The organism is Pseudomonas lini, assembly GCF_030812475.1.
In the GTDB taxonomy this organism is placed as follows: Bacteria; Pseudomonadota; Gammaproteobacteria; order Pseudomonadales; family Pseudomonadaceae; genus Aquipseudomonas; species Aquipseudomonas lini_A.
Map to the genome: position 1 here is coordinate 218,264 of NZ_JAUSSR010000011.1, position 21,899 is coordinate 240,162.

Genomic DNA, 21,899 nt, shown 5'->3' on the forward strand with positions numbered 1-21,899 from the left:
GCCCTCCTACGACCTGGTTTTTCGGCCCAGAGGGATAAGCGGTTGAAAGCGCAGAGAAATATTTTATATTTACGCTTGACGCATTGTCGTTTGCGGTGAATAATGCGCGCCACTTGGCTACATAGCTCAGTTGGTTAGAGCATAGCATTCATAATGCTGGGGTCCGGGGTTCAAGTCCCTGTGTAGCCACCAAGTACTAAAAACGGCTTACCGAAAGGTAGGCCGTTTTTTTATGCCTGGAGAAAAGTGGCCAGAACCGCTGAGCGCTGAGCACCCGCATCTTCCGCCGGCATGACTGTGTGGGCTGCCTTCGGCATGAGTGCGGCCCATCCCCGGTGCCCTCCCCCTACAGAAAATTCGCTGACGCATGAAGGACAAATGCATCTTTGCCGTGGGCCATGGTTTGCGTCACTCGCTGTCGGCCGATAAAGTCCTCGGATCTTTTCCCACGGACGGAGTGCCCCGCGTGTTCTCAGCCTTTGACTTGAGCCGCTATCGCCTGTCAGCGCTGTCGCTGATTGCCACCGCTTCGATTCTTGCAGCGTGCAATGCCCCGCCCGCTTCGACGTTGCCGGTCGCACCGGAAGCCGCCTCGGGCTATCGCACCGACCTGCACACCAGGCACGCCTCGAAACACATGGCGGCAGCGGCCAATCCTCTGGCGGCCGAAGCCGGGCGAGAGATACTGCGCCGAGGCGGTTCGGCCATCGATGCAGCCATTGCGATGCAAGCCGTACTGACGCTGGTCGAGCCGCAGTCCTCGGGCATCGGCGGTGGTGCGTTGATCGTGCTCTGGGATGGCAAGACCGTGCGCACTTACGACGGTCGCGAAACCGCACCGGCCGGCGCCACCGAGAGACTTTTCCTGCAGGCCAACGGCCAACCGATGCCATTCACCCAGGCGCAGATCGGTGGTCGATCCGTGGGCACGCCAGGCGTGCTGCGAGCGCTTGAACTGGCTCATCGGAAACATGGCCGCCTGCCATGGGCACAGCTGTTCGAGCCGGCGATCGAACTCGCCGAGCAAGGCTTCGCCATCTCGCCGCGCTTGCATCGATTGATTGCAGCTGACTCGTCCGTCAGCCGCTCGCCGGACATGGCGGCGTATTTTCTCAATGCCGATGGCAGCCCGAAAGCCGCGGGCACACAACTGAAAAACCCGGCACTGGCTGCCGTGTACAAACGCATCGCCAAGGAGGGTCCCGATGCGCTGTACAAAGGCCCCGTCGCCCAAGAGATCGTCGCCAAGGTTCAAGGCCATGCCAACCCCGGCAGCCTGTCGCTGAACGATCTTCAAGGCTACAGCGCCAAGGAACGCGCGCCGCTGTGCACCGACTACAAGCGCTGGCAAGTCTGCGGCATGCCACCACCTTCGTCGGGCGGGATCGCCGTGGCGCAGATCCTCGGCACCTTGCAGGCCCTGGAATCCCGCGATCCGCATTGGGCCCTGGCGCCCTTGAAACCGCTCAAGACTGACAAGCCTGCGGGCCTCGAGCCGGCCCCTGAAGCCGTGCACCTGATCGCCGAAGCCGAGCGCCTGGCCTACGCCGACCGCGCGCAGTATGTCGCCGACACGGACTTCGTGCCCGTCCCCGTCAAAGGTCTGGTAGACCCGACCTACCTGGCCAGCCGCGCCGCCCTGATCGGTGACCGCAGCATGGGCATGGCCAAACCCGGCACACCGCCGGGCATCCAGGTCGCCTATGCGCCGGACCGTTCGCCGCTGCGCATCTCCACCTCGCAAGTGGTGGCGGTCGACGACCTGGGCGGTGCGGTGTCGATGACCACCACCGTCGAATCCGCCTTCGGTTCGCACCTGATGGTGCAGGGCTTCCTGCTCAACAACCAGATGACCGACTTCTCGTTCATCCCCGAAGAGAACGGGCAGAAGGTCGCCAACCGCGTCGAGCCCGGCAAGCGTCCGCGTTCGTCCATGGCACCGACCTTGATCTTCGACCGTCAGAGTGGCGAATTCCTCGCCACCCTCGGCTCCCCCGGCGGCTCGCAGATCATTGAATACGTCGCCAAATCCACCATCGGCCTGCTCGACTGGAACCTCGACCCGCAAACCGCCATCGCCCTGCCCAACTTCGGCAGCCGCAATGGCCCGACGGAGCTGGAACGCGGGCAATTCAGCGCCGGGCTGATCCAGGCATTGAAGGACAAAGGCCACAACGTGACCGAGATCGACATGACCAGCGGGACCCAGGCGATTGTGCGGGTCAAGGATGCGCAGGGGAAAGCAGCGCTGGCGGGTGGGGCGGATCCGCGGCGTGAGGGGGAAGCGTTGGGGGATTGAGTCGTACGCTGGAACGAGAAAGGGCTTACCAGAAGGTAGGCCCTTTTTTATGGAGAACAGATCCCGATCCCTCAGCTCGCGCAGCCTTCTCCTACCCGCAAATGAATACATTTTGGGTAGAGTTGAGAATTAATTTTTTCCGACTTTGCATTAGCCCTGCTTATCGAGTCAGCTCTCGGCAGCCATTGATTACCGATATCAAACTCGCTCTCCCGCACATGGGCTGCTCCTCCACAGACTTGCATTAGTCCCAGCATGGGACTAGGATCATGCCATGAGAATCATCGCCATCAGTCACCTGAAAAGTTTTTGGAAGAGGTGCCCTGACTCGGAACCCTCCCTCCTGGCCTGGATTGACGAGGCAAGAAATGCAGAGTGGAAAACGCCGGCGGACATAAAAGCGCACTTTGCCACCGCCAGTATTCTTAAAAGCCGCAGAGTCGTGTTCAACATCAAGGGCAATGACTTTCGATTAGTAGTCGCTGTGGCCTACCGCTTCGGCGCCGTATACATAAAATTTGTCGGTACTCACAATCAGTACGACGAAATCGACGCTGACACCGTCGAGATGGAGTAACCCATGAATATTCGTCCGATTCACACCGTCGAGGATTACCGTGCAGCTCTCAAGGACGTGTCCGTACTCTTCGACAATGAACCTGAGCCTGGCACTCCCGAAGGTGATTATTTCGATATCATGATCACGCTGATCGAGGCGTATGAAGCAAAGCAGTTTCCAGTCGATTTGCCGAACCCGATCGATGCGATCAAATTTCGTATGGAACAGTCCGGCTTGTCCGCAGCTGATCTGGCACCTGCCATTGGCCGGACAAACCGTGTCTACGAAGTGCTTAATGGCAAGCGCGCCTTGACGCTCCCCATGATCTGGAAACTGCATGACCTTTTCGGCATACCAGCAGAAAGTTTGATCAAGCCTGTTAAGCAGGCCTGATCACGCGACAGCCGGACGATCATCCGGATGCCTGTTGGGGATCACTTGGACCATTCAGCGGCACATACAGCCTAACGCGAGATCTTCAGCGCCTGTCGCGCCTTGTGCTTCTCCAGCGCCAGCTCGATCAGGCGACTGACCAGCTCGCTGTAGGTCATCCCGGTGGCCTGCCACAGCTTGGGGTACATGCTGATGCGGGTGAAGCCGGGGAGCGAGTTGATCTCGTTGATCAGCACTTCACCGCTGTCAGTCAGGAATACATCGACCCGCGCCAGCCCGGAACAGCCCAACACCTGAAACGCCTCGACGGCCAGCGCGCGAATGTGTTCGCTGGCCTCAGTGCTGATGTTGGCCGGGACCACCACCTCAGCCGCCTGATCGTCGATATATTTACTTTCGTAGGAATAGAACCCGCTGCGCACCACGATCTCGCCACAACCGCTGGCGACAGCGTTCTCGTTGCCAAGTACCGCGCATTCGATCTCGCGGCCGCTGACGGCAGACTCGACCAGGACCTTTTCATCGAAATCCAGTGCCAGTTCGATCGCCGCCACGTACTCGGCTTCATCGCTCACCTTGCTCACGCCCACGGAAGAGCCCTGGTTCGCCGGTTTGACGAACAGTGGCAGGCCGAGCTTGCCCTGGACCTCGGCGAACCCGGTACGCGCCGCCGTGGCCCGGGTCAGGGTCACGAACGGCGTGACCGCCAGGCCGGCATCACGCAACAGGCGCTTGCTGATGTCCTTGTCCATGCAGACCGCCGAACCGAGCACATCGGAGCCGACGAACGGCAGATCGGCCATGCGCAGCAATCCCTGCAGGCAGCCGTCTTCACCCAGGGTGCCGTGGACGATCGGGAAGATCACGTCGACATGGCCCAGCAGTTCCTGGCTGGAGGTCTCGACCAATTGCTGGCTGGCCTTGCCCGGCACGACGGCCAGTTCGCGGTTGGACTGGTTGAGGGCGATCAGCGCAGGATTTTCCTGGTTGAGCAGGAAGTTTGACGGATCGTTAAGGTGCCAGTGGCCTTGCTTGTCGATACCGATCAGCACCGGCTCGAAACGCGCACGATCCAGCGCATCGACAATATTTTTCGCCGACTGCAACGACACTTCGTGCTCGGCCGAACGGCCTCCAAAAATAATCCCCACCCGCAGCTTGCTCATTCAAGACTCCTCAGCGATTGGCCATCCGATTACATAATGCTCGCCGCCGGGCAACTTCCGGTACGCGGCATCCGCGCGCCGAAATACGCCGCAGTGCTCACGCCAACAGCGCCCATCACCGCACTGAAAATCACACAGATCCACGGGCTCCATGGCATCAGACCGATCAACAGCAGCGGGGTGACACTCGCCCACGCGGCGTAGGCAATGTTGTAAGTGAAGGAGATGCCCGAGACACGAATCCGCGCAGGAAACAGGCTGACCATCACCGACGGCACCGCGCCCACCACCCCGCAACAGAGGCCGGCCACCGCGTAGGCCGGACCGATCCAGTTGCCTCCGGCGATCAGGCAGGTATAGAGCACGCCGATGCCCAACGGCAGCAGCAGGCTATAGAACATCACGGTGCGCCAGGCACCGATGCGGTCAACGAGCAGCCCGGCGAGTACACAGCCGATGTTAAGGAACACGATGCCCAGCGCACTCAGGGCGAAGGTATGGCTGGCCGTCATGCCGAAGGATTTCTGCATCATGGTCGGGGTGATGACCACGAGCACCACCACGGCCGAGGTCAGCACGCAGGTGAGGAGCATCGCCGGCAGCATGGCCAGGCGATGTTCACGCAAGACCGTACGCAGCGGCAATTCGACCGTGGCATCGCGCTGGGCCTGCATGGCCATGAACACCGGCGTCTCGCTGAGCCAGCGACGCAACCAGACGCCAATCACCCCAAACACACCGCCCAACAGGAACGGATAGCGCCAGGCGTAATCGAGGATTTCCGCCGGGGTGAACGCCTGGGCGAGAAAGGTCGCGGTCAGGGCGCCGATCAGGTAACCGAAGGTCAGGCCGGCCTGCAGGAAGCCGAGGGCGTAACCTCGATGGCCCACGGGTGCGTGCTCGGCGACGAACACCCAGGCGCTTGGCACCTCCCCGCCCACCGCGGCTCCCTGGAGAATGCGCAGGGCCAACAGCAGCAGCGGGGCAAAATAACCGATTTGCGCATAGGTCGGCATGATGCCGATCAGCAGGCAAGGCAGCGCCATCATCAGGATGCTCAGGCTGAAGACTTTCTTGCGTCCCAGCCGGTCGGCGAAATGCGCCATCAGGATCCCGCCCAAGGGCCGCGCCAGATAACCGGTGGCGAAAATCCCGAAGCTCTGCAGCAAACGCAGCCATTCGGGCATCTCCGGCGGAAAGAACAGCTGGCTGAGGGTCAGCGCGAAAAACACGAAAATGATGAAGTCGTAGATTTCCAGCGCGCCACCCAAGGCTGCAAGGCCCAGGGTCTTGTAGTCGGAGCGAGTGAAAGGCGCCGGGCGCGAAACGGTATTGGCAGTCATGAACAGAACTCTGGCACAGGTCAGGAACCAAGGCGCACATGGTCTACGTAAACGCGCCAGCGGACAACCCGTTAGACCAAAGTCCAATACGGGTAAAACCTGGTCACAAAAAATGGGCGATTGAATTACTGTTGGCAGCTGTCCAGACGGGCCTGTGCAGCCCTGAAGACCTCAATAAACATAAAAATCCGAGGTACGCCCGTGGCCGCCGATATCGAAGATAGCCGCTCCGCCCGCTTTGCCCTGCGCTGCTCCAGCTTTGCCGAGCGCTGGTTCCCCGATTCCTGGGTGTTTGCCGCGCTGGCGGTGATCATCGTCGCCGTGGCCACCATGGCCATGGGCGCCAAACCCACCGATGCCGCGATGGCCTTCGGTGACGGTTTCTGGAGCCTGATCCCGTTCACCATGCAGATGGCCTTCGTGGTGATCGGCGGTTACGTGGTCGCCAGCTCGCCACCGGCAGTGAAACTGATCGACCGCCTGGCACGCCTCCCGAAAAACGGCCGCTCGGCCGTGGCTTGGGTTGCGCTGATCTCCATGGTCGCATCGTTGTTGAATTGGGGCTTGTCGCTGGTGTTTGGCGGTTTGCTGGTGCGTGCCCTCGCCCGCCGGACCGATCTGAAAATGGATTACCGCGCCGCCGGTGCCGCCGCTTATCTGGGTCTTGGAGCGGTGTGGGCCTTGGGCCTGTCGTCTTCCGCAGCGCAATTGCAGGCCAACCCCGGCAGTCTGCCGCCATCGATTCTGTCGATCACCGGGGTGATTCCGTTCACTCAAACCATCTTTCTCTGGCAGTCCGGCGTGATGCTGCTGGCATTGATCGTGATCTCGCTGATCATTGCCTATGCCACCGCCCCAGGCCCCAATTCCGCCCGAGATGCGCAAGCCTGCGGTGTCGAACCGAGTTTCAATCTGCCGCCGCTGCAACCGCGCACCCGTCCCGGCGAATGGCTGGAGCACAGCCCGCTGCTGACGATCCTGCTGGTGTTGTTGGCCGCCGGATGGCTGTTCCACGAGTTCTCGACCAAACCGGCGATCAGTGCAATTTCCGGGCTGAACACCTATAACTTCCTGTTCATCATGCTCGGCGCCCTGCTGCACTGGCGCCCGCGCAGCTTCCTCGATGCGGTGGCCCGCGCGGTGCCGACCACCACCGGCGTCCTGATCCAGTTCCCGTTGTACGGCTCGATCGCCGCGTTGATGACCACCGTCAAGGGGACGGACGCCCAGACCCTGGCCCACCACATCTCGACTTTTTTCGTCAGCATCGCGTCCCACGACACCTATGCGCTGTTGATGGGGGTGTACTCGGCGATCCTCGGCTTCTTCATCCCCTCCGGCGGCGGCAAATGGATCATCGAAGCGCCCTACGTGATGCAAGTGGCCAACGACCTGAACTACCACCTGGGCTGGGCCGTGCAGATCTACAACGCCGCCGAGGCCCTGCCCAACCTGATCAACCCGTTCTACATGCTGCCCCTGCTGGGTGTGCTGGGGTTGAAGGCACGGGACTTGATCGGATTCTCGTTTGTGCAGTTGCTGGTGCACACGCCGCTGGTGCTGGTGCTGTTGTGGGCATTGGGGACGACGCTGACGTACACGCCGCCAGTGATGCCTTGACGCAAAAAAGGGCCGATATTTTCATCGGCCCCACTTCTTGTTCACTCCAGTCTGTTTCAGTATGTAGGCGCCCGAAGCCAAGGGCCCACACGCTGAAAAGGATCTGAGCATGTTAAAACTAGCAGGACTTACCCTCGCCACCCTCACGCTTACCCTAAGCGCCGCTGCCCATGCCGATGTCGCCCTGAAGCTGGGCAGTACCGAACGCGTCACCCGGCTGTTCGCTTACCCCAACAACTGCAACGTCATTTGCTTTCGCAACTGGACGCTGGAGCAAACCGTCGAGCATTACCTGACCCAAAGCGTCAAGCGCGATGGCTACCGCGCGGCGACAGTGCTGGTCAAGACCGACAACGATCAGCTCTACGCCGAAATCAGCGGCGTTCCCGACGGTTATGAGAAACCCTTGGCGGCGCTGCTCGACGCTGGCGATCTGGCCTACACCGGTGCCAGCAAATTGAACGCCGATGGCAAGTGGGCCTTCAGCTGGAATCTGTTCCTGCCATTGGGCATGGCCCTGGAAAACCGCAAGAGCATCGAATTGCTGCACTTCCCGCCGGACTATTCACTGACCCAGGCCCAGGATTACCTCCGGTCGGCCACCACTGATCGTTGGGCCACGCTGCTCACCGACAACGGCATCCCGGCCGAACAGACGCCGGGCTACCAGACCATCATCGACATCGCTCCGATTGCCGCGCCGTCCAGCGCCGGCAAGGACCTGGAAGGTGTCTACGACTATTTCAAGGACTACCAGACCACCATGGTCAAGGACGTCAGCCGGAACGCCAGTGGCGCGGCATTGCCGATGGTTGCCTTTGGTGCGCCGGTGCGTAACTGGATCAAGCAGCAATATGGCCCGACCGTGAATGTCCTGGGACTGGCAACCATCAGCCCCAGCGAAGGGGTAAAGGTACCGGTGCTGGGTTCCAACCACCCGAGTTACATCTGGTATGCCGCCAACCCGGCCAGTTACGGCGGCGTCGATGCCCAGGCCCAGGCCGACGCTGCGGGGCTGAAAATCATGGGCCAGGATCTGAGCGCCGCCTGCTGGCAAGCCGGGATGGGCAGCAAACCGGGCAGCGATCCGAACGTTCAACTCCAAAGCTGCACCCAGATCTGGCAGGTGACCCGCAAAGAAAAAACCTGCGAGCTGTTCTACACCTCGATCCGCAGCCTGACGCCTGAACAGGCCGTGGCCAAATGCGCGACGGCCCCGATCAAGTCCCAGCTCACACAGCTCAAGGTCCCCGCCACTGTGCGTGCGAATTCTTCGACGAATCTGTAAGGATGAGCGGCTTTGCCACGTAAGCCATGGCTGACGCGGCAAAGCGCGCGTTTCCTTTACAACGCCTCGACCGGACGCAGCCGGTACTGCGGTGGCAACTGCTCGAAACCGCTGATGGTCGTGTTCAGGCTTTTCCAGCGACCGTCCTTGATGCCATAGATGCAGCCGTGGATCGACAGTTTCTGCCCGCGATGCCAAGCATTTTGCACAATGCTGGTGTGCCCGACGTTCGCCACCTGCTGGATCACGTTGAGTTCGCAAAGGCGGTCGACCCGCTCTTCTTCGGTCGGCAACTCGGCCAGCTCTTCGCGTTTTTCATAGTACAGATCGCGAATCGAGCGCAGCCAGCCGTCGATCAGGCCAAACTGGCGATCCTGCATCGAGGCGCGCACACCGCCACAGCCGTAGTGGCCGGTGACGAGGATGTGTTTGACCTTGAGCACGTCGACCGCGTACTGGATCACCGACAGGCAATTGAGGTCAGTGTGCAACACCACATTGGCCACGTTGCGGTGGACGAACAGATCGCCCGGCAGCATGCCGACGATCTCGTTGGCCGGCACCCGAGCATCGGAGCAGCCGATCCATAGATATTCCGGGGTTTGCTGACGGGCCAGCTTGGCGAAGAAGTCAGGATCTTCCTGCTTGATCGCATCGGCCCAACGCGCGTTGTTATCAATCAGATCTTGTAAGTCGTTCATGCAATGAAAGCCTCGTGAATGATGCGCTGATTTGACAGACAACCGCCCGTCGGGGTCACGCGCGAGATGCAGATTGCAGGTGATGCATATTACCGGTGTTCCAGCCCGGCGGAATTCTGGGCTGCCGAGCGGGTCCATCGTAGTAAGGCCCACAGTATGAGGAATTACCATGACTGATACACGCCGTCCGTTCGATGCGGTGCAACCCGAGCCCATTGACGACAACGAAGACCGCATGGGTTCGATGCATGAGCTGGATTTCGACGAAGAAGAACCGAGCGCGAAAATCGGCGACGAATTGCCGGAAGCGGAGCGCGAGCGCCTGATGCCCCGTGAGCGAGTGAAGGAAGCCGGCATGACCGGTGCCTCGACCGATGACCATGAATCCACCGACGACGACATGAGCCCGGAAACCTTGATCCGCGAAGACGGTGCGCGGGATGCTCAAGAGGCGGGTGAAGGTGACCAGGCGGATTGGGATTTGAGCATTGTCGATGAAGACGACATCGGTGGGGGCAATGGGCTGGATGAGGAGGAGATGGCGCGGCGGGATCCGATGGATGGTAAACGTTGATTCTCTAGTGTTTATTAGCCGCCTTCGCGAGCAAGTCGGATCGCCGCACCGCCGCTCCCACATTTGATCGGTGTCGTACACAACTACTGTGATCGACATAAGTTAAATGTGGGAGCGGCGGTGCGGCGATCCGACTTGCTCGCGAAGCTTTTGAAAGGGTTCAGTCGACCAAAGTGCAGGCCATGACCACCGCATCTTCGCGCCCACCCACCGCCGGGTAGTAATCCCGCCGACGCCCGATCTCGTTAAACCCATAACGCTCATACAACCGGAATGCCGACCCATTACTGTCGCGCACTTCCAGAAAACACTCCCGAGCCTCGGCCTTATAGGCAATCGACATCAGGTGCTCCAGCAGCGCCAAACCCAGGCCACGACCCTGATTCTCCGGCTTGACGGTGATGTTCAGCAGATGCGCTTCATCGAGAATGATCTGCACCACACCATGACCGACCTGCTGCTGCCCTTCGAACATCAACCAGATCTGGTACTTGCCCAGGCCATCGAGAAAAATCCCGCGGGTCCAGGGATGGCTATACGCCGCGTATTCGATTTTCAGTACGGCGTCCAGGTCCGCCTCGGTCATCGGGCGGAACGATACAGCGTCACTCATTCGATTCTTTCCAGCGCGCCATCAGCCGACGCATGGCTTGCCAGACTTCAGCCTTACGCTGTGGCTCTTCCATTAATAATTCCAGGCCCGGCAGGGCCCAGACCGGACCCAGGCCTTCGACCTGGAGTTCACGATTGAATGCCTCGGCATTCGCTTCACCGGCAAAACGTATCGCGGGCAGTCCGATCAGCCACAGGCAGACGCAGGGGGCGTCTTCCAGCCGGGCCGAGAGAAATCCCTGCACGAAATCACGGGCGGCTTCCGGGCCCTGGTCCATGGTGCCGCGGGCCAGCAGCGGCCAGCGCACCGGCTCGCCGACGATTTGCGGGCTGTCCGGCAGACCGGCGGCGCGCAGCATGTCCTTGAGCAGCAGATAGGCAGGATCGCGCGCCTGGAATGTTTCGCCTGTGGGTAACTCCACCAGCAACAGGCAGCGACCGGCCCGCAGTAATTGCAGGGCGAAGCGTGGCGGCGGCATGATCGGCGCCCTGATCGCGACCGGGGCGGACTCTTCCTCGACCTTGGCGTTCGTGCGTGTGCTGGCCAACGATGGCCGGGGCACCTCGATCTTTACCCGTTCGGCAGGTTTGACCCGTGGTTCCACAGGTGGCTCGGCCACAGGAGCCGGCGCCACCGGGGCCACGACCAGGGGCTCGGGCGTTTCCAGGAGTTCGGGCCGCGAAGGCGCGGCAAAGGGCAATTCGGTGCGCGGCAGCCAGTTGACCACCTGCATGGCGGCCAGATAAGCGCGGCGACGGGACTCGATAAGCAAAGGTCGGCCACTTGTGGATAACGAAAGTGCAGGGATTCTACCGCCCTTCGCCCAAGATCGCCCGCGCTTGATCGACAGACTTCACCTTTAGTCTTTCCACCTGTGAAAAAAGGCGACAGCCCATCCCGAGAGTGATTTGCATTGGCCCCGATGCAGTACAATCGCGGCTTTCAATCGTCAGACAGCCGGCCATCCCGATGATCGAACCCAAGCGCGTCTTGCGCGCCCTCGCTGAACACTGGGCACTTCTGGAGCCACTGTGCGAGCACTTCGACCAAGGCACCCTGAGCCTCAACGAATTGCGTTCACAGCTCGCCGCCCAGCAACTGGACAGTACACCGCAGGACATTACCAGCCTGCTGGACGTGTGGATTCGCCTCGACATTCTGGTTCCGGTGGCAAAAAGCCCGAACCGCTTCGAGCTCAATGCGCAGATTCACGATTTCCTCGCTTACCTGCGCCGTGAACACCGCTTGGGCCTGTGCCTGGAAATCGAAGCCTATCTGCGCCATCTCGAGCGCCTGGCCGGCTACATCCAGGACGCCTTCGACATCCGCGACGGCAACGACCTCGCGCGCCAGCTGCGCCTGCTCGACATGCGCGTGCGGGACGTATTGAAGAAGCTCGCCAACGACGAACAGGCCCTGGTGGCCGTCGCCGAACGCGCCAAGACCAGCGACCGACAGATTCCACTGCGCCAGCGTTACGCTGAAGTGCTGGCGACCTGGGATGAATACGTCGAGCCGATGATCCAGTTGGTGAACGCCGACGGCGCCTTCGAACAAGGTGTGCGCAAGGTCGAAAACGTGCTGCTGAAGATGCTCACTGAACAGCAGCGTCTCGGGCACCTGGTCGATGACGATATGTTGCTGCGCACCCACGCGCGCATCCTCGAAATGCAGACCAGCGCCCAACTGACCCTGCGCCACGCCCGCGAACTGCTGCTGCCGCTGCGGGAAGAAGCCCGCCGGCACAATGCCGTAACCCGTGGCGCGGCGCTGGCCCTGGCGGCCATCCGGCGCAAAGGCATCGATGCGGTGCCGCAGGCGGCGATGCCGATGTTCACCCGCCCGCAAAGCACCTTCCTCGGCAGTGCCAGCCAGGTCGAAGCCTACGTCTACGCCCTGGCCCGCTTCGAGCCGAAGCCGGCGCGCTTTCCCAAGGCCCACAACACGCACAAAGGCGAAGTGCCGCGCGCGCCCCGCACGGTTCGGGAGATGCTCGAACGCTGCGAAGATGCCCTGCCGATGCCGGACCTGATGATCTGGCTGCTGGAGCAGGAACCGGACGGCGCCACCGACGAATTGCTCTACTGGTTCTCGCGCCTGTCGCGGGAGAAACGCTTCAAACGCGAGCGTCTGGAACGCCGCGATTACCACACTCACGAGCACCAGGTCAGCCTGCGCTCCTTCGCCCTGCTCTCGGCCCGCGACAACGCCGAGGATTCTGCGAGCACCCCTTATGCATCTTGATCTATCCGAACTGTCTCAGCTGGCACCGATCTTTCGCGAGCTGTTCAAGGGCTACCACGTCAGCCGCCGCGACCCCGAGCTGTACGCGCAGCTGTCGAACTTCCAGGATCAGTACCGCACGCTGTTCAAGGCCTTGGGCTTTGAGCTGGTCTGCGACACCCGTGGTTTCTACTATTTCGTGCCGGACCTCGCCACTGCCGCCGTAAACAAGACCGCGCAACGCCTGGCGCTGTTCACCTTCATCCTGGTCGAGCATTTGGCGGATCAGGGCCGCGACCCGGTCGCGGTACTCGACGGCGGCAGCCTCGGTCGCGATGAATTGCCGTCGCTGCTGGAAAAGTACCGCGACCTGTTCATCCAGGCCGAAGTGCAGACGGTCGAAGAGCTCGAAGAAAAAATCATGCGCCGCATGACCCAGCTCGGTTTCGCCGGCGAAGAAAACGGTATCTACCGGTTCCTGCCGCCGATGCATCGCTTCCTCGACGTCTGCCTGTCGGTCCAGCAGGACCGTGATCTGGCAGCCAGCCTGCACAGCGTGCTGCCATTGCCGGCACCGGTGCTGATCGACGACGACAGCGATGAAAAGCTGCTGGAGACCGATGACCCGCTGGACCTCACCGACTTCGAGGAAGATAACGAAGAAAACGCCTTGGCCCGCGCCATCGCCGAAGAACAGGAGACCGATGCATGAGCAAGGAACGCTACGGCATCCGCCGCTTTGCCCTTTTGAATACCGCCGGTTACAGCCTTGGCCTGTTCCCGCTGGAAGAGCCGCTGTCGGTGTATGGCGCGAACAACCTTGGTAAATCCGCCTCGATCAACGCCCTGCAGTTCCCGATCCTGGCGCGCATGTCGGACATGAGCTTCGGCAAATACAGCCTGGAACAATCGCGGCGCTTCTACTTTGCCTCGGACACCAGCTACATTCTTGTCGAAGTCTCGTTGCCCCACGGCCCGCATGTGATCGGTGTCGTCGGTCGCGGCCCCGGGGGCGGTTTCGGTCACCAGTTCTTTGCCTACGCCGGCAAGCTGGACCTGGCCCATTATCAGAAAAACGACACCTGTCTGCGCCAGAAAGAGTTGTTCACCAACCTCGAGCGCGAAGGCCTGAAAGCCTACGAACTAAAACCGGATGAACTGCGTCGCTTGCTGGTCGGCGGTCACACCTCGATCCCCCTGGACTTGACGCTGATCCCGCTACGCTCCACCAGCGAGCAAAGCCTGAAGACCTTCCGCGCCCTGTTCATCAACCTTCTGCACATGCGCGAAATCACCGCGGCCAAGCTCAAGCAGCTGTTCCTCGATGCCTTCGAACACAGCCTGCGTTCCGGCAGTGTCGATTATATTGCCGCCTGCGAAGAAGCCTTCCGCGATGTACGTCGCATGGAGCAGGACTACAACTCGCTGGTCGCGGCCGGCCCATTGGTCGAGGCCTTGGCCAACGGCGTGAAACAACGGGACATCCTGCGCGGCAAACTGCACCGGATCTCGCCATTGCTCGATTCCCTGCTCGGCACCTGGTCGGACTACGCCGGAGCGCGCAAGGAAGAGCTGACGATTCAGGCCGAGCACTATCGCAACGAACAGGATGCCCTGCAAAACGATCAGCGCGGCGGCACTCAGGAGCTGATGCGCCTGGAGCGGGAAATCGCCGGCATCCAGCGCTGGCTTGGCGAACTGTCGGTGCTCAAGCATCGCTTCGCCCTGGTCGATGACGTCAAAGTCCTTGAGCAGCAACTGCTCGCGGCCAAGGACGCCCACGATGAACTCGCCGGCGCACTGGCGCAGTCGCGACAGTTCAGTGCCGAAGATCTCGACGAGCGTCTGCGGGATCTGGAAAAACGCCTGAAGTCGGTCAGGCAGCAACTCGATCACGCCGACAACAACAGCTACGCCCGCCTGCGCGAAGAGTTTTCGCAACAGGATGTCGAACGCCTGATGCGCCTGTTCAACAGCGCCTTGTTCAGCCTGCCGTTGGGCGAGCACGGCATCACGCTGGATGAGGACGGTGCCTGGGTCAAATCCCTTGAGCTGATTCTCGACGGTTTCAAGGGCGAGCGCTTCGAAGTGCCGGGCTTGTCCATCGACATCTCGCATATCGAGCCACCCGCACTGCAAGCTCTGGCTGACCGCGCGGCGTTGCGCGATCAGAAAGAGCGCCTGGACAAAGAACTCAAACAGCTCAAGACCCAGGCGGCCGTAGCGGCCGACCGCGCGGCGAGCAAGACCCAGACAGAAGCCCTTTACCAGCAAGTACTGGATGCACAGAAAGCCCTGGAAGATTTCCGTCGCGCGCAGACCCTGAGCGCCGAAGAAGGCGACAGGCTGGAACAACTCGCGCAGATGGAAGCGGCCCAGGACGAATTGAAACGATCCAGCGACGCCTTCACCGAGCGCGTCCAGCAACTGTCGGCCAAGTTGCAACTGGTTGGCCGGCAGATCGGCGACATGGAAGCCAAGCAACGCACCCTCGACGACGCCCTGCGCCGCCGACAGTTGTTGCCGGCCGACCTGCCGTTCGGCACGCCGTTCATGGACCCGGTCGACGATTCCATGGACAACCTGCTGCCGCTGCTCAACGACTATCAGGACAGCTGGCAGGGCCTGCTGCGCAGCGACGGTCAGATCGAGGCGCTCTACGCTCAGGTTCGCCTCAAGGGCGTGGCCAAGTTCGACAGCGAAGACGACATGGAACGGCGCCTGCAATTGCTGATCAATGCCTACGCGCACCGCACCGACGAAGCCCTCACCCTCGGCAAGGCCCGCCGCGCGGCCGTGACCGACATCGCCCGGACCTTGCGCAATATCCGCAGCGACTACGACAGCCTCGAACACCAACTGGCGCTGTTCAACCGCGAGATCAACAAGCGCCAGGTGTCCAACCTGCAGAGCTTCCGCATCGTGCTCGCGCCGAACAAGGAAGCGCTCAAGCATATCGATCAGATCATCCACAGCGCCGGCCAGTATGAAGAAGGCGAAACCCTTTCGGTGTTCGACCTGAACCAGAGTGCCGATCAGGACAACAAGAACGAAGAAGCCAAGGAATACCTGGCGCGTCTGGTGGCGGCGAATCACAACCAGCTTGGCCTCAAGGACCTGTTCGAACTGGCATTCGAGATCACCAAGGTCAACGGATCGCCGGTGATCCATACCGACATCGACGGTGCAGCGTCCAACGGCACCACAATGACGATCAAGGCGCTGACCAACATGTACTTGTTGCTGCACTTGATGGACCGCGACCAGGCCGGTCGCGTGCGCCTGCCGTACTACCTCGACGAGGCGGCGGACATCGATGAGAAGAACCAGGCAGCGCTGCTGGAAACCAGTCTGCAACTGGGCTTCGTGCCGATTCTGGCCAGCGTGAAGCCGCAGGTCTGCGCCAGTGTTGCCATCGACCTGGAAGGTGGCAGCGGGCCGAACGGGATTTATATCGACGAGGAGGACTGGAAGTACATTCGTCGGCATGATGAGGTGAAGCCGGCGGTCAATGTCGAAGCGGATGAACCGGAGTTGGATGCGGTCTGATCTGACTTAACTCACGCCAATAAAAAGGCCGCGATCTAATGGAGCGCGGCCTTTTTATTTGGGTACATTCTCGAGGCTTTCAGTGAGTTTGAGGGCCTCTTCGCGGGCAAGCCCGCTCCCACAGGGATCGTCGTGCACAGAATTTGTGGACGACGCTGAACACTGTGGGAGCGGGCTTGCCCGCGAAGAGGCCCTCATAGACGCCCAATGAATCCAGGTTATTTACCGAGGGAAATCTTCGGCGCCCAGGTCAGCCATTCCTCTTCGAAATTGTCAAACAACGGGAACGTCTGCTCAGGTCGCGCCGGGCTGCCCATGCGCTCACCGTCCGGGGTGGCAAAGGCGATGCCGCCCTGAATCAACGTCTCCAGCGATTCGGTTCGCATCGTCGCGCCCTTGAACAAGCCATAGTCAAAACCGAAGCCACTGGAATTCCAGAAACGCGTACCGCTACGCACCAACGGCGCATATTTCGGCTCGATCAGAATGCGCACCAATACCCGATCGGCGGTCTGGCCCAGTTCATAACCTGTCACCTTGCCCACGGTGATCTCACGGTAAGTCACCGGCACCCCGGTTTTCAGCGACCCACGGCGGGCCGCGCTCAAGACCAGGCTCAAGCCAGCTTCCTGTTTGGCCGACTCAGGCGGATTGGCCAGGGCCACGAAGTTCTTTTGCGGCCCCAGGTTTTTTGCCGCCGGCTGCACTTCGATGTACTGCCCGGTGACCAGGGTTTCCAGATTGGACGTCTTGATCAGGCCCAGTTCAGGCTTGACCACCCAGAACTGACTGCCAGCCCGGGCAATACGCTCCGGCACCTCGGTAATGCGCGCCGTCAGCAGCACCGATTGCAGGTCATCGCTGAGATCGACGTCTTCAATCTTGCCGACATCCAGACCTTTGAAACGAATCGGCGTGCCGTTGCGCAAGCCATCGGCGCGATCCACCTTGATCGTGACCACCGTGCCTTTCTGATTGGCTTCTTCACGGTTGGCGTGCAGGCGGAATCGCGGAATCCGCTTCTGCAATGGCGCCGTTGCCTGCGGCGTCTCGAAGGCAATGCCGCCAGCCATCAGGCTTTGCAGCGATTCACTTTTGACCTGGATTCCGCCGGTCAGCCCACCGGTGAGTGTAATGCCGCTGGCATTCCAGAACCGGGTCGAGGCGTTGACCAGGCCTTCGTATTCCTTCTCGATGTGCACGCCGATCACCAACTGTTTTTTGGTCCGTGAGAACTGATAGCTCTGCACCGAACCGACCTTGACCTGTTTGTAGAGAATCGGGCTGCCGACATCCAGCGAACCCAGGTTATCGGTGAACAGCACCAGGTGCAGCCCTGGTGAACGCAAGTCGAGCGGCGGCGCCTTGGGCCTTGCGACGAATTCCCGTTGCGGTGCGGCGCCCTTGTCGCCGGGGCGCACGGCGATGTAGTTGCCCTTGACCAATGCTTCCAGGCCAGTAATACCGGCGAGGGAGATCGACGGTTTGACCACCCAGAACTGCGTGCCGTCGACCAGGTAATCCTCGGCCAGGGGATCGAGGGTCAACTCGGCACTGGCGGCGGACAGATCCGGGTCGATCTTCAGCGCTTTGAGCGTGCCGACCTGGATGCCTTTGTACATCACGGGCGTGCGACCGGCTTGCAAGCCCTCGAAGTCGCTGAGCTTGACCTTGACCCGAATACCGGCCGCAGCGGCATCGAAGTCTTCGTAGAGACGGAACGGCAGGCTCGGATCAGTGGCCGGGCTGTCCTTGCGATTCTCCGGCGTGGCAAACGCAATACCACCGGCGACGATGCTGGCAAGGGATTCGCTGCGCACTTTCACGCCCGACAGGTTGGCGTCGATGCTGATGCCGCTGGCATTCCAGAATCGTGTGTGTTTGCGCACCAGCTTGGCGTAGGTCGGCTCGATAAAGACTTTGAGTTCGACGGTGCCTTGATCCTCGGAGAGCAGGTAGCTTTTGATCTGCCCGACCCTGATCTGCTTGTAGAACACCGGGCTGCCGCGGTTCAGCGAGCCGAGACGATCAGCCTTGATGGTCAGGTGCAGACCGGGCTGTGCGTCGGACAGCGGCGGCTCTTCGGCCAACGCCTTGAACTTGCGAATCGGTTCGCCTTCACCCGGGCTGATCGCGACGTAGTTACCCGACACCAGGGTTTCCAGGCCGGTGATACCGGCCAGGGTCACGCTCGGCTTGACCAGCCAGAAGCGTGTGCTGGTCCTGAGGTATTGCTCGACATCCTTGTTCATCTCGACGGTGGCAATGACGCCCTTGGAGGCGCCTTCGTCGTCGAGCTTGAGGGTCTTTACCTTACCTACAGACATGCCTTTGTAGACGACCTCGGTCTTGTTGGCCTGGATGCCTTCACCACTTTCGAAACGCACCTGAATCTCGATGCCGGTCTCGTTGTAGGCACGCCAGCCAAGCCAGCCGCCGATGATCAAGGCGATCAGGGGCAACACCCAGATAGCGGACCAGTTCGAGGCCGGTCGGGTTTTCGCTGTAGGCAAATCAGTCATGGTCGTCATCCGACTCCGTGTTATCCCAAATCAGTCGGGGATCGAAAGTAACGGCGGCAAGCATCGTCAGAATCACCACACTGGCGAAGGCGATGGCGCCAAGATTGGCTTCGACGCTGGCAAGCCGTCCGAAATTCACAACCGCCACCAGGATGGCGATCACGAAGATATCCAGCATCGACCAGCGGCCAATGAACTCGATAAAGCGGTACATCCAGATCCGTTGACGGGCCGAGAGCGGCTGACGGCGCTGCACTGAAAACAACAGCAGCGCGATTCCCACCAATTTGAACGTCGGCACCAGGATGCTGGCGATAAACACCACTGCCGCAATTGGAATCATCCCGTGCTGAACCAGTTGGATCACACCGGACATGATGGTGCTGGGGTCGCCCTTGCCCAGGGAGCTGACGGTCATGATCGGGAGTACGTTGGCCGGGATGTAGAGCACCGCAGCGGTGATCAGCAGCGCCCAGGTGCGCACCACACTGTTCGGGCGGCGGGCGTGAACCAGCGCACCGCAACGGGTGCAGGTCTGCTCGTCGGTGTCAGCTTCCTGCTTGTTCAATTCATGGCATTCGGCACAAATCAGAATGCCTGCATCAATCGCCCGCATGGGCATCCTCTCCTGATAATGCCTGCCAGATCTGATGGGGTGACATCACCACCTCCAACCAGACCTGGACCAACAACAAACTGATAAAGCACGCCAGGCCAAGGCCGACGGTAACGGCTGCCATATCGGCCAGCTTGACGATCGCCACCAGCACGCCCATGAGGTAGACCTCAAGCATTCCCCAGTCACGTAGATGGTGATAAATGCGGTAGATCAACAAGCCATAGCTGCGTCCGACATCAAAACGAATACTGAGCAAAACGGCCAACTGGCAGAGCAGCTTGATCAAGGGGATCGCCATGCTGCACAGGAACACAATCACTGAAACACTCTGCATGCCGGAATCAAAAAGACCGACAACCCCAGTCCAGACCGTATCGTTCGACGATTGTCCGAGTAGATTGAGCTGCATGATGGGTAAAAAGTTCGCCGGGACAAATAACAATAGAGCGGCAATCACCAAAGCCAGGCTGCGCTGCACGACGTTGTGCCGATGGGCGTAGAGCTCGTAACCGCAGCGCGGACACAGAGCCTTTTCGTCATGGGCAAGCTCGGGCTTGCGCATCAGCAAGTCGCACTCATGACACGCCACCAAGTCGTCCAGCGGTAATTCTGACAGCCCGGGGGCGTCAACCGAATCTGGCATAAAAGGCTCTGGCTCCGAAAAAGTTGGACCTATTCTAGTGTTCTGAAGCGAAAATAACTGTGCAAATTTGTATTGGCCCGATTGGGCTTTATTCCAGGCAAAAACAAAACCCCTACCTGCATGCGCAGATAGGGGTTTCGGAATTCAATCTTGACGATGACCTACTCTCACATGGGGAAACCCCACACTACCATCGGCGATGCATCGTTTCACTGCTGAGTTCGGGATGGGATCAGGTGGTTCCAATGCTCTATGGTCGTCAAGAAATTCGGGTACTGAACCGTCTTTCGACGTTTCAGCAAATTGGGTATGTGACAGCTTTCGGTGTTTGCAAGATTCGAACTTTCGGTTCATTGCGTCTTCACACACCGCAATCTGGTGCCTCTTCGCTTTTCAGCTCGAAGCATGCAAATTGCTTGGGTGTTATATGGTCAAGCCTCACGGGCAATTAGTATTGGTTAGCTCAACGCCTCACAGCGCTTACACACCCAACCTATCAACGTCGTAGTCTTCGACGGCCCTTCAGGGGACTCAAGGTCCCAGTGAGATCTCATCTTGAGGCTAGTTTCCCGCTTAGATGCTTTCAGCGGTTATCTATTCCGAACATAGCTACCCGGCAATGCCACTGGCGTGACAACCGGAACACCAGAGGTTCGTCCACTCCGGTCCTCTCGTACTAGGAGCAGCCCCTCTCAAATCTCAAACGTCCACGGCAGATAGGGACCGAACTGTCTCACGACGTTCTAAACCCAGCTCGCGTACCACTTTAAATGGCGAACAGCCATACCCTTGGGACCGGCTTCAGCCCCAGGATGTGATGAGCCGACATCGAGGTGCCAAACACCGCCGTCGATATGAACTCTTGGGCGGTATCAGCCTGTTATCCCCGGAGTACCTTTTATCCGTTGAGCGATGGCCCTTCCATACAGAACCACCGGATCACTAAGACCTACTTTCGTACCTGCTCGACGTGTCTGTCTCGCAGTCAAGCGCGCTTTTGCCTTTATACTCTACGACCGATTTCCGACCGGTCTGAGCGCACCTTCGTACTCCTCCGTTACTCTTTAGGAGGAGACCGCCCCAGTCAAACTACCCACCATACACTGTCCTCGATCCGGATAACGGACCTGAGTTAGAACCTCAAAGTTGCCAGGGTGGTATTTCAAGGTTGGCTCCACGCGAACTGGCGTCCACGCTTCAAAGCCTCCCACCTATCCTACACAAGCAAATTCAAAGTCCAGTGCAAAGCTATAGTAAAGGTTCACGGGGTCTTTCCGTCTAGCCGCGGATACACTGCATCTTCACAGCGATTTCAATTTCACTGAGTCTCGGGTGGAGACAGCGCCGCCATCGTTACGCCATTCGTGCAGGTCGGAACTTACCCGACAAGGAATTTCGCTACCTTAGGACCGTTATAGTTACGGCCGCCGTTTACCGGGGCTTCGATCAAGAGCTTCGCGTTAGCTAACCCCATCAATTAACCTTCCGGCACCGGGCAGGCGTCACACCCTATACGTCCACTTTCGTGTTTGCAGAGTGCTGTGTTTTTAATAAACAGTCGCAGCGGCCTGGTATCTTCGACCGGCATGGGCTTACGCAGTAAATGCTTCACCCTCACCGGCGCACCTTCTCCCGAAGTTACGGTGCCATTTTGCCTAGTTCCTTCACCCGAGTTCTCTCAAGCGCCTTGGTATTCTCTACCCAACCACCTGTGTCGGTTTGGGGTACGGTTCCTGGTTACCTGAAGCTTAGAAGCTTTTCTTGGAAGCATGGCATCAACCACTTCG

The 21,899-nt window shown here is 59.9% G+C and carries 17 protein-coding genes, 1 tRNA gene and 2 rRNA genes; 10 read left to right on the forward strand and 10 right to left on the reverse strand.

The window, feature by feature from the left end:
• Positions 1-115 precede the first annotated feature (115 nt).
• The 4 genes from J2W17_RS21870 (at position 116) to J2W17_RS21885 (ending at position 3,251) form a co-directional block, all read left to right on the forward strand.
• Positions 116-192: transfer RNA gene (locus J2W17_RS21870), tRNA-Met, on the forward strand.
• Between the two features lie 274 nt (positions 193-466).
• Positions 467-2,299: a gamma-glutamyltransferase gene (gene ggt, locus J2W17_RS21875; RefSeq protein ID WP_307339228.1), complete on the forward strand. Its 1,833-nt coding sequence runs from the start codon at positions 467-469 to the stop codon at positions 2,297-2,299.
• Between the two features lie 274 nt (positions 2,300-2,573).
• Complete coding sequence (locus J2W17_RS21880; protein WP_307339231.1) at positions 2,574-2,876, forward strand: type II toxin-antitoxin system HigB family toxin; 303 nt, start codon at positions 2,574-2,576, stop codon at positions 2,874-2,876.
• A gap of 3 nt (positions 2,877-2,879) precedes the next feature.
• The gene (locus J2W17_RS21885) at positions 2,880-3,251 is read left to right on the forward strand and encodes a helix-turn-helix domain-containing protein (protein ID WP_307339234.1); all 372 of its coding nucleotides are present in this window, start codon (positions 2,880-2,882) and stop codon (positions 3,249-3,251) included.
• 71 nt (positions 3,252-3,322) lie between these two features.
• On the opposite strand, the gene ddlA is transcribed toward J2W17_RS21885, so the two are convergent.
• A complete protein-coding gene (ddlA, locus tag J2W17_RS21890) occupies positions 3,323-4,417 on the reverse strand; it encodes a D-alanine--D-alanine ligase (RefSeq protein ID WP_307339238.1) in 1,095 nt (364 codons plus the stop codon).
• Between the two features lie 29 nt (positions 4,418-4,446).
• Positions 4,447-5,760, reverse strand: a complete 1,314-nt coding sequence (locus tag J2W17_RS21895; protein ID WP_307339241.1) for an MFS transporter — start codon at positions 5,758-5,760, stop codon at positions 4,447-4,449.
• A 201-nt stretch (positions 5,761-5,961) separates the two neighbouring features.
• Here J2W17_RS21895 and J2W17_RS21900 point away from each other — a divergent pair, with 201 nt between their 5' ends.
• Both J2W17_RS21900 and J2W17_RS21905 read left to right on the forward strand, forming a co-directional pair.
• A complete protein-coding gene (locus J2W17_RS21900; protein WP_307339245.1) occupies positions 5,962-7,380 on the forward strand; it encodes a short-chain fatty acid transporter in 1,419 nt (472 codons plus the stop codon).
• A gap of 109 nt (positions 7,381-7,489) precedes the next feature.
• Positions 7,490-8,668 (forward strand): hypothetical protein, encoded by a 1,179-nt coding sequence (locus J2W17_RS21905; RefSeq protein ID WP_307339248.1) that lies wholly within the window; start codon positions 7,490-7,492, stop codon positions 8,666-8,668.
• Positions 8,669-8,724: 56 nt separating this feature from the next.
• Here the strand turns inward: J2W17_RS21905 and can are convergent, their stop codons facing one another.
• Positions 8,725-9,369 (reverse strand): carbonate dehydratase, encoded by a 645-nt coding sequence (gene can / locus J2W17_RS21910; protein WP_307339251.1) that lies wholly within the window; start codon positions 9,367-9,369, stop codon positions 8,725-8,727.
• 169 nt (positions 9,370-9,538) lie between these two features.
• On the opposite strand from can, the gene J2W17_RS21915 reads away from it, so the two are divergent.
• A complete protein-coding gene (locus J2W17_RS21915; protein ID WP_307339254.1) occupies positions 9,539-9,943 on the forward strand; it encodes a serine kinase/phosphatase in 405 nt (134 codons plus the stop codon).
• A 160-nt stretch (positions 9,944-10,103) separates the two neighbouring features.
• Here the strand turns inward: J2W17_RS21915 and rimI are convergent, their stop codons facing one another.
• Both rimI and J2W17_RS21925 read right to left on the reverse strand, forming a co-directional pair.
• Positions 10,104-10,556, reverse strand: a complete 453-nt coding sequence (gene rimI / locus J2W17_RS21920) for a ribosomal protein S18-alanine N-acetyltransferase (RefSeq protein WP_307339257.1) — start codon at positions 10,554-10,556, stop codon at positions 10,104-10,106.
• Positions 10,549-11,289 carry an energy transducer TonB gene (locus J2W17_RS21925; protein WP_307339302.1) on the reverse strand — a complete coding sequence of 247 codons (741 nt, stop codon included), beginning with the start codon at positions 11,287-11,289 and terminating at the stop codon, positions 10,549-10,551. The genes rimI and J2W17_RS21925 overlap by 8 nt, the downstream gene beginning before the upstream one ends.
• Positions 11,290-11,525: 236 nt before the next feature.
• On the opposite strand from J2W17_RS21925, the gene mksB reads away from it, so the two are divergent.
• The 3 genes from mksB to mksF are packed head-to-tail and all read left to right on the forward strand — an operon-like array spanning position 11,526 to position 16,328.
• A complete protein-coding gene (gene mksB / locus J2W17_RS21930) occupies positions 11,526-12,800 on the forward strand; it encodes an Mks condensin complex protein MksB (protein ID WP_307339260.1) in 1,275 nt (424 codons plus the stop codon).
• On the forward strand, positions 12,790-13,491 hold the full coding sequence (mksE, locus tag J2W17_RS21935; RefSeq protein ID WP_307339263.1) for an Mks condensin complex protein MksE: 702 nt from the start codon (positions 12,790-12,792) through the stop codon (positions 13,489-13,491). The genes mksB and mksE overlap by 11 nt, the downstream gene beginning before the upstream one ends.
• Positions 13,488-16,328 (forward strand): Mks condensin complex protein MksF, encoded by a 2,841-nt coding sequence (mksF, locus tag J2W17_RS21940; protein WP_307339266.1) that lies wholly within the window; start codon positions 13,488-13,490, stop codon positions 16,326-16,328. Before mksE ends, mksF begins: the two co-directional genes overlap by 4 nt.
• Positions 16,329-16,546: 218 nt before the next feature.
• Here mksF and J2W17_RS21945 read toward each other — a convergent pair whose 3' ends face one another.
• The 5 genes from J2W17_RS21945 to J2W17_RS21965 form a co-directional block, all read right to left on the reverse strand.
• Positions 16,547-18,850, reverse strand: a complete 2,304-nt coding sequence (locus J2W17_RS21945) for a PqiB family protein (protein WP_307339269.1) — start codon at positions 18,848-18,850, stop codon at positions 16,547-16,549.
• Positions 18,843-19,466, reverse strand: a complete 624-nt coding sequence (locus J2W17_RS21950) for a paraquat-inducible protein A (RefSeq protein ID WP_307339272.1) — start codon at positions 19,464-19,466, stop codon at positions 18,843-18,845. Before J2W17_RS21950 ends, J2W17_RS21945 begins: the two co-directional genes overlap by 8 nt.
• Complete coding sequence (locus J2W17_RS21955; protein WP_307339277.1) at positions 19,453-20,112, reverse strand: paraquat-inducible protein A; 660 nt, start codon at positions 20,110-20,112, stop codon at positions 19,453-19,455. Before J2W17_RS21955 ends, J2W17_RS21950 begins: the two co-directional genes overlap by 14 nt.
• A gap of 148 nt (positions 20,113-20,260) precedes the next feature.
• Positions 20,261-20,376: ribosomal RNA gene (rrf, locus tag J2W17_RS21960) — 5S ribosomal RNA — on the reverse strand.
• Positions 20,377-20,539: 163 nt separating this feature from the next.
• A 23S ribosomal RNA gene (locus tag J2W17_RS21965) occupies positions 20,540-21,899 on the reverse strand; the annotation flags it as partial.

What these genes read in the sequence shown, in the direction of transcription:
- J2W17_RS21880 (WP_307339231.1), top strand. Translation starts at nt 2,574, where the DNA reads ATGAGAATCATCGCCATCAGTCACCTGAAAAGTTTTTGGAAGAGGTGC.
- J2W17_RS21885 (WP_307339234.1), top strand. Translation starts at nt 2,880, where the DNA reads ATGAATATTCGTCCGATTCACACCGTCGAGGATTACCGTGCAGCTCTC.
- ddlA (WP_307339238.1), bottom strand. Translation starts at nt 4,417, where the DNA reads ATGAGCAAGCTGCGGGTGGGGATTATTTTTGGAGGCCGTTCGGCCGAG.
- J2W17_RS21895 (WP_307339241.1), bottom strand. Translation starts at nt 5,760, where the DNA reads ATGACTGCCAATACCGTTTCGCGCCCGGCGCCTTTCACTCGCTCCGAC.
- J2W17_RS21905 (WP_307339248.1), top strand. Translation starts at nt 7,490, where the DNA reads ATGTTAAAACTAGCAGGACTTACCCTCGCCACCCTCACGCTTACCCTA.
- can (WP_307339251.1), bottom strand. Translation starts at nt 9,369, where the DNA reads ATGAACGACTTACAAGATCTGATTGATAACAACGCGCGTTGGGCCGAT.
- J2W17_RS21915 (WP_307339254.1), top strand. Translation starts at nt 9,539, where the DNA reads ATGACTGATACACGCCGTCCGTTCGATGCGGTGCAACCCGAGCCCATT.
- rimI (WP_307339257.1), bottom strand. Translation starts at nt 10,556, where the DNA reads ATGAGTGACGCTGTATCGTTCCGCCCGATGACCGAGGCGGACCTGGAC.
- J2W17_RS21925 (WP_307339302.1), bottom strand. Translation starts at nt 11,289, where the DNA reads ATGCAGGTGGTCAACTGGCTGCCGCGCACCGAATTGCCCTTTGCCGCG.
- mksB (WP_307339260.1), top strand. Translation starts at nt 11,526, where the DNA reads ATGATCGAACCCAAGCGCGTCTTGCGCGCCCTCGCTGAACACTGGGCA.
- mksE (WP_307339263.1), top strand. Translation starts at nt 12,790, where the DNA reads ATGCATCTTGATCTATCCGAACTGTCTCAGCTGGCACCGATCTTTCGC.
- mksF (WP_307339266.1), top strand. Translation starts at nt 13,488, where the DNA reads ATGAGCAAGGAACGCTACGGCATCCGCCGCTTTGCCCTTTTGAATACC.
- J2W17_RS21945 (WP_307339269.1), bottom strand. Translation starts at nt 18,850, where the DNA reads ATGACTGATTTGCCTACAGCGAAAACCCGACCGGCCTCGAACTGGTCC.
- J2W17_RS21950 (WP_307339272.1), bottom strand. Translation starts at nt 19,466, where the DNA reads ATGCGGGCGATTGATGCAGGCATTCTGATTTGTGCCGAATGCCATGAA.
- J2W17_RS21955 (WP_307339277.1), bottom strand. Translation starts at nt 20,112, where the DNA reads ATGCCAGATTCGGTTGACGCCCCCGGGCTGTCAGAATTACCGCTGGAC.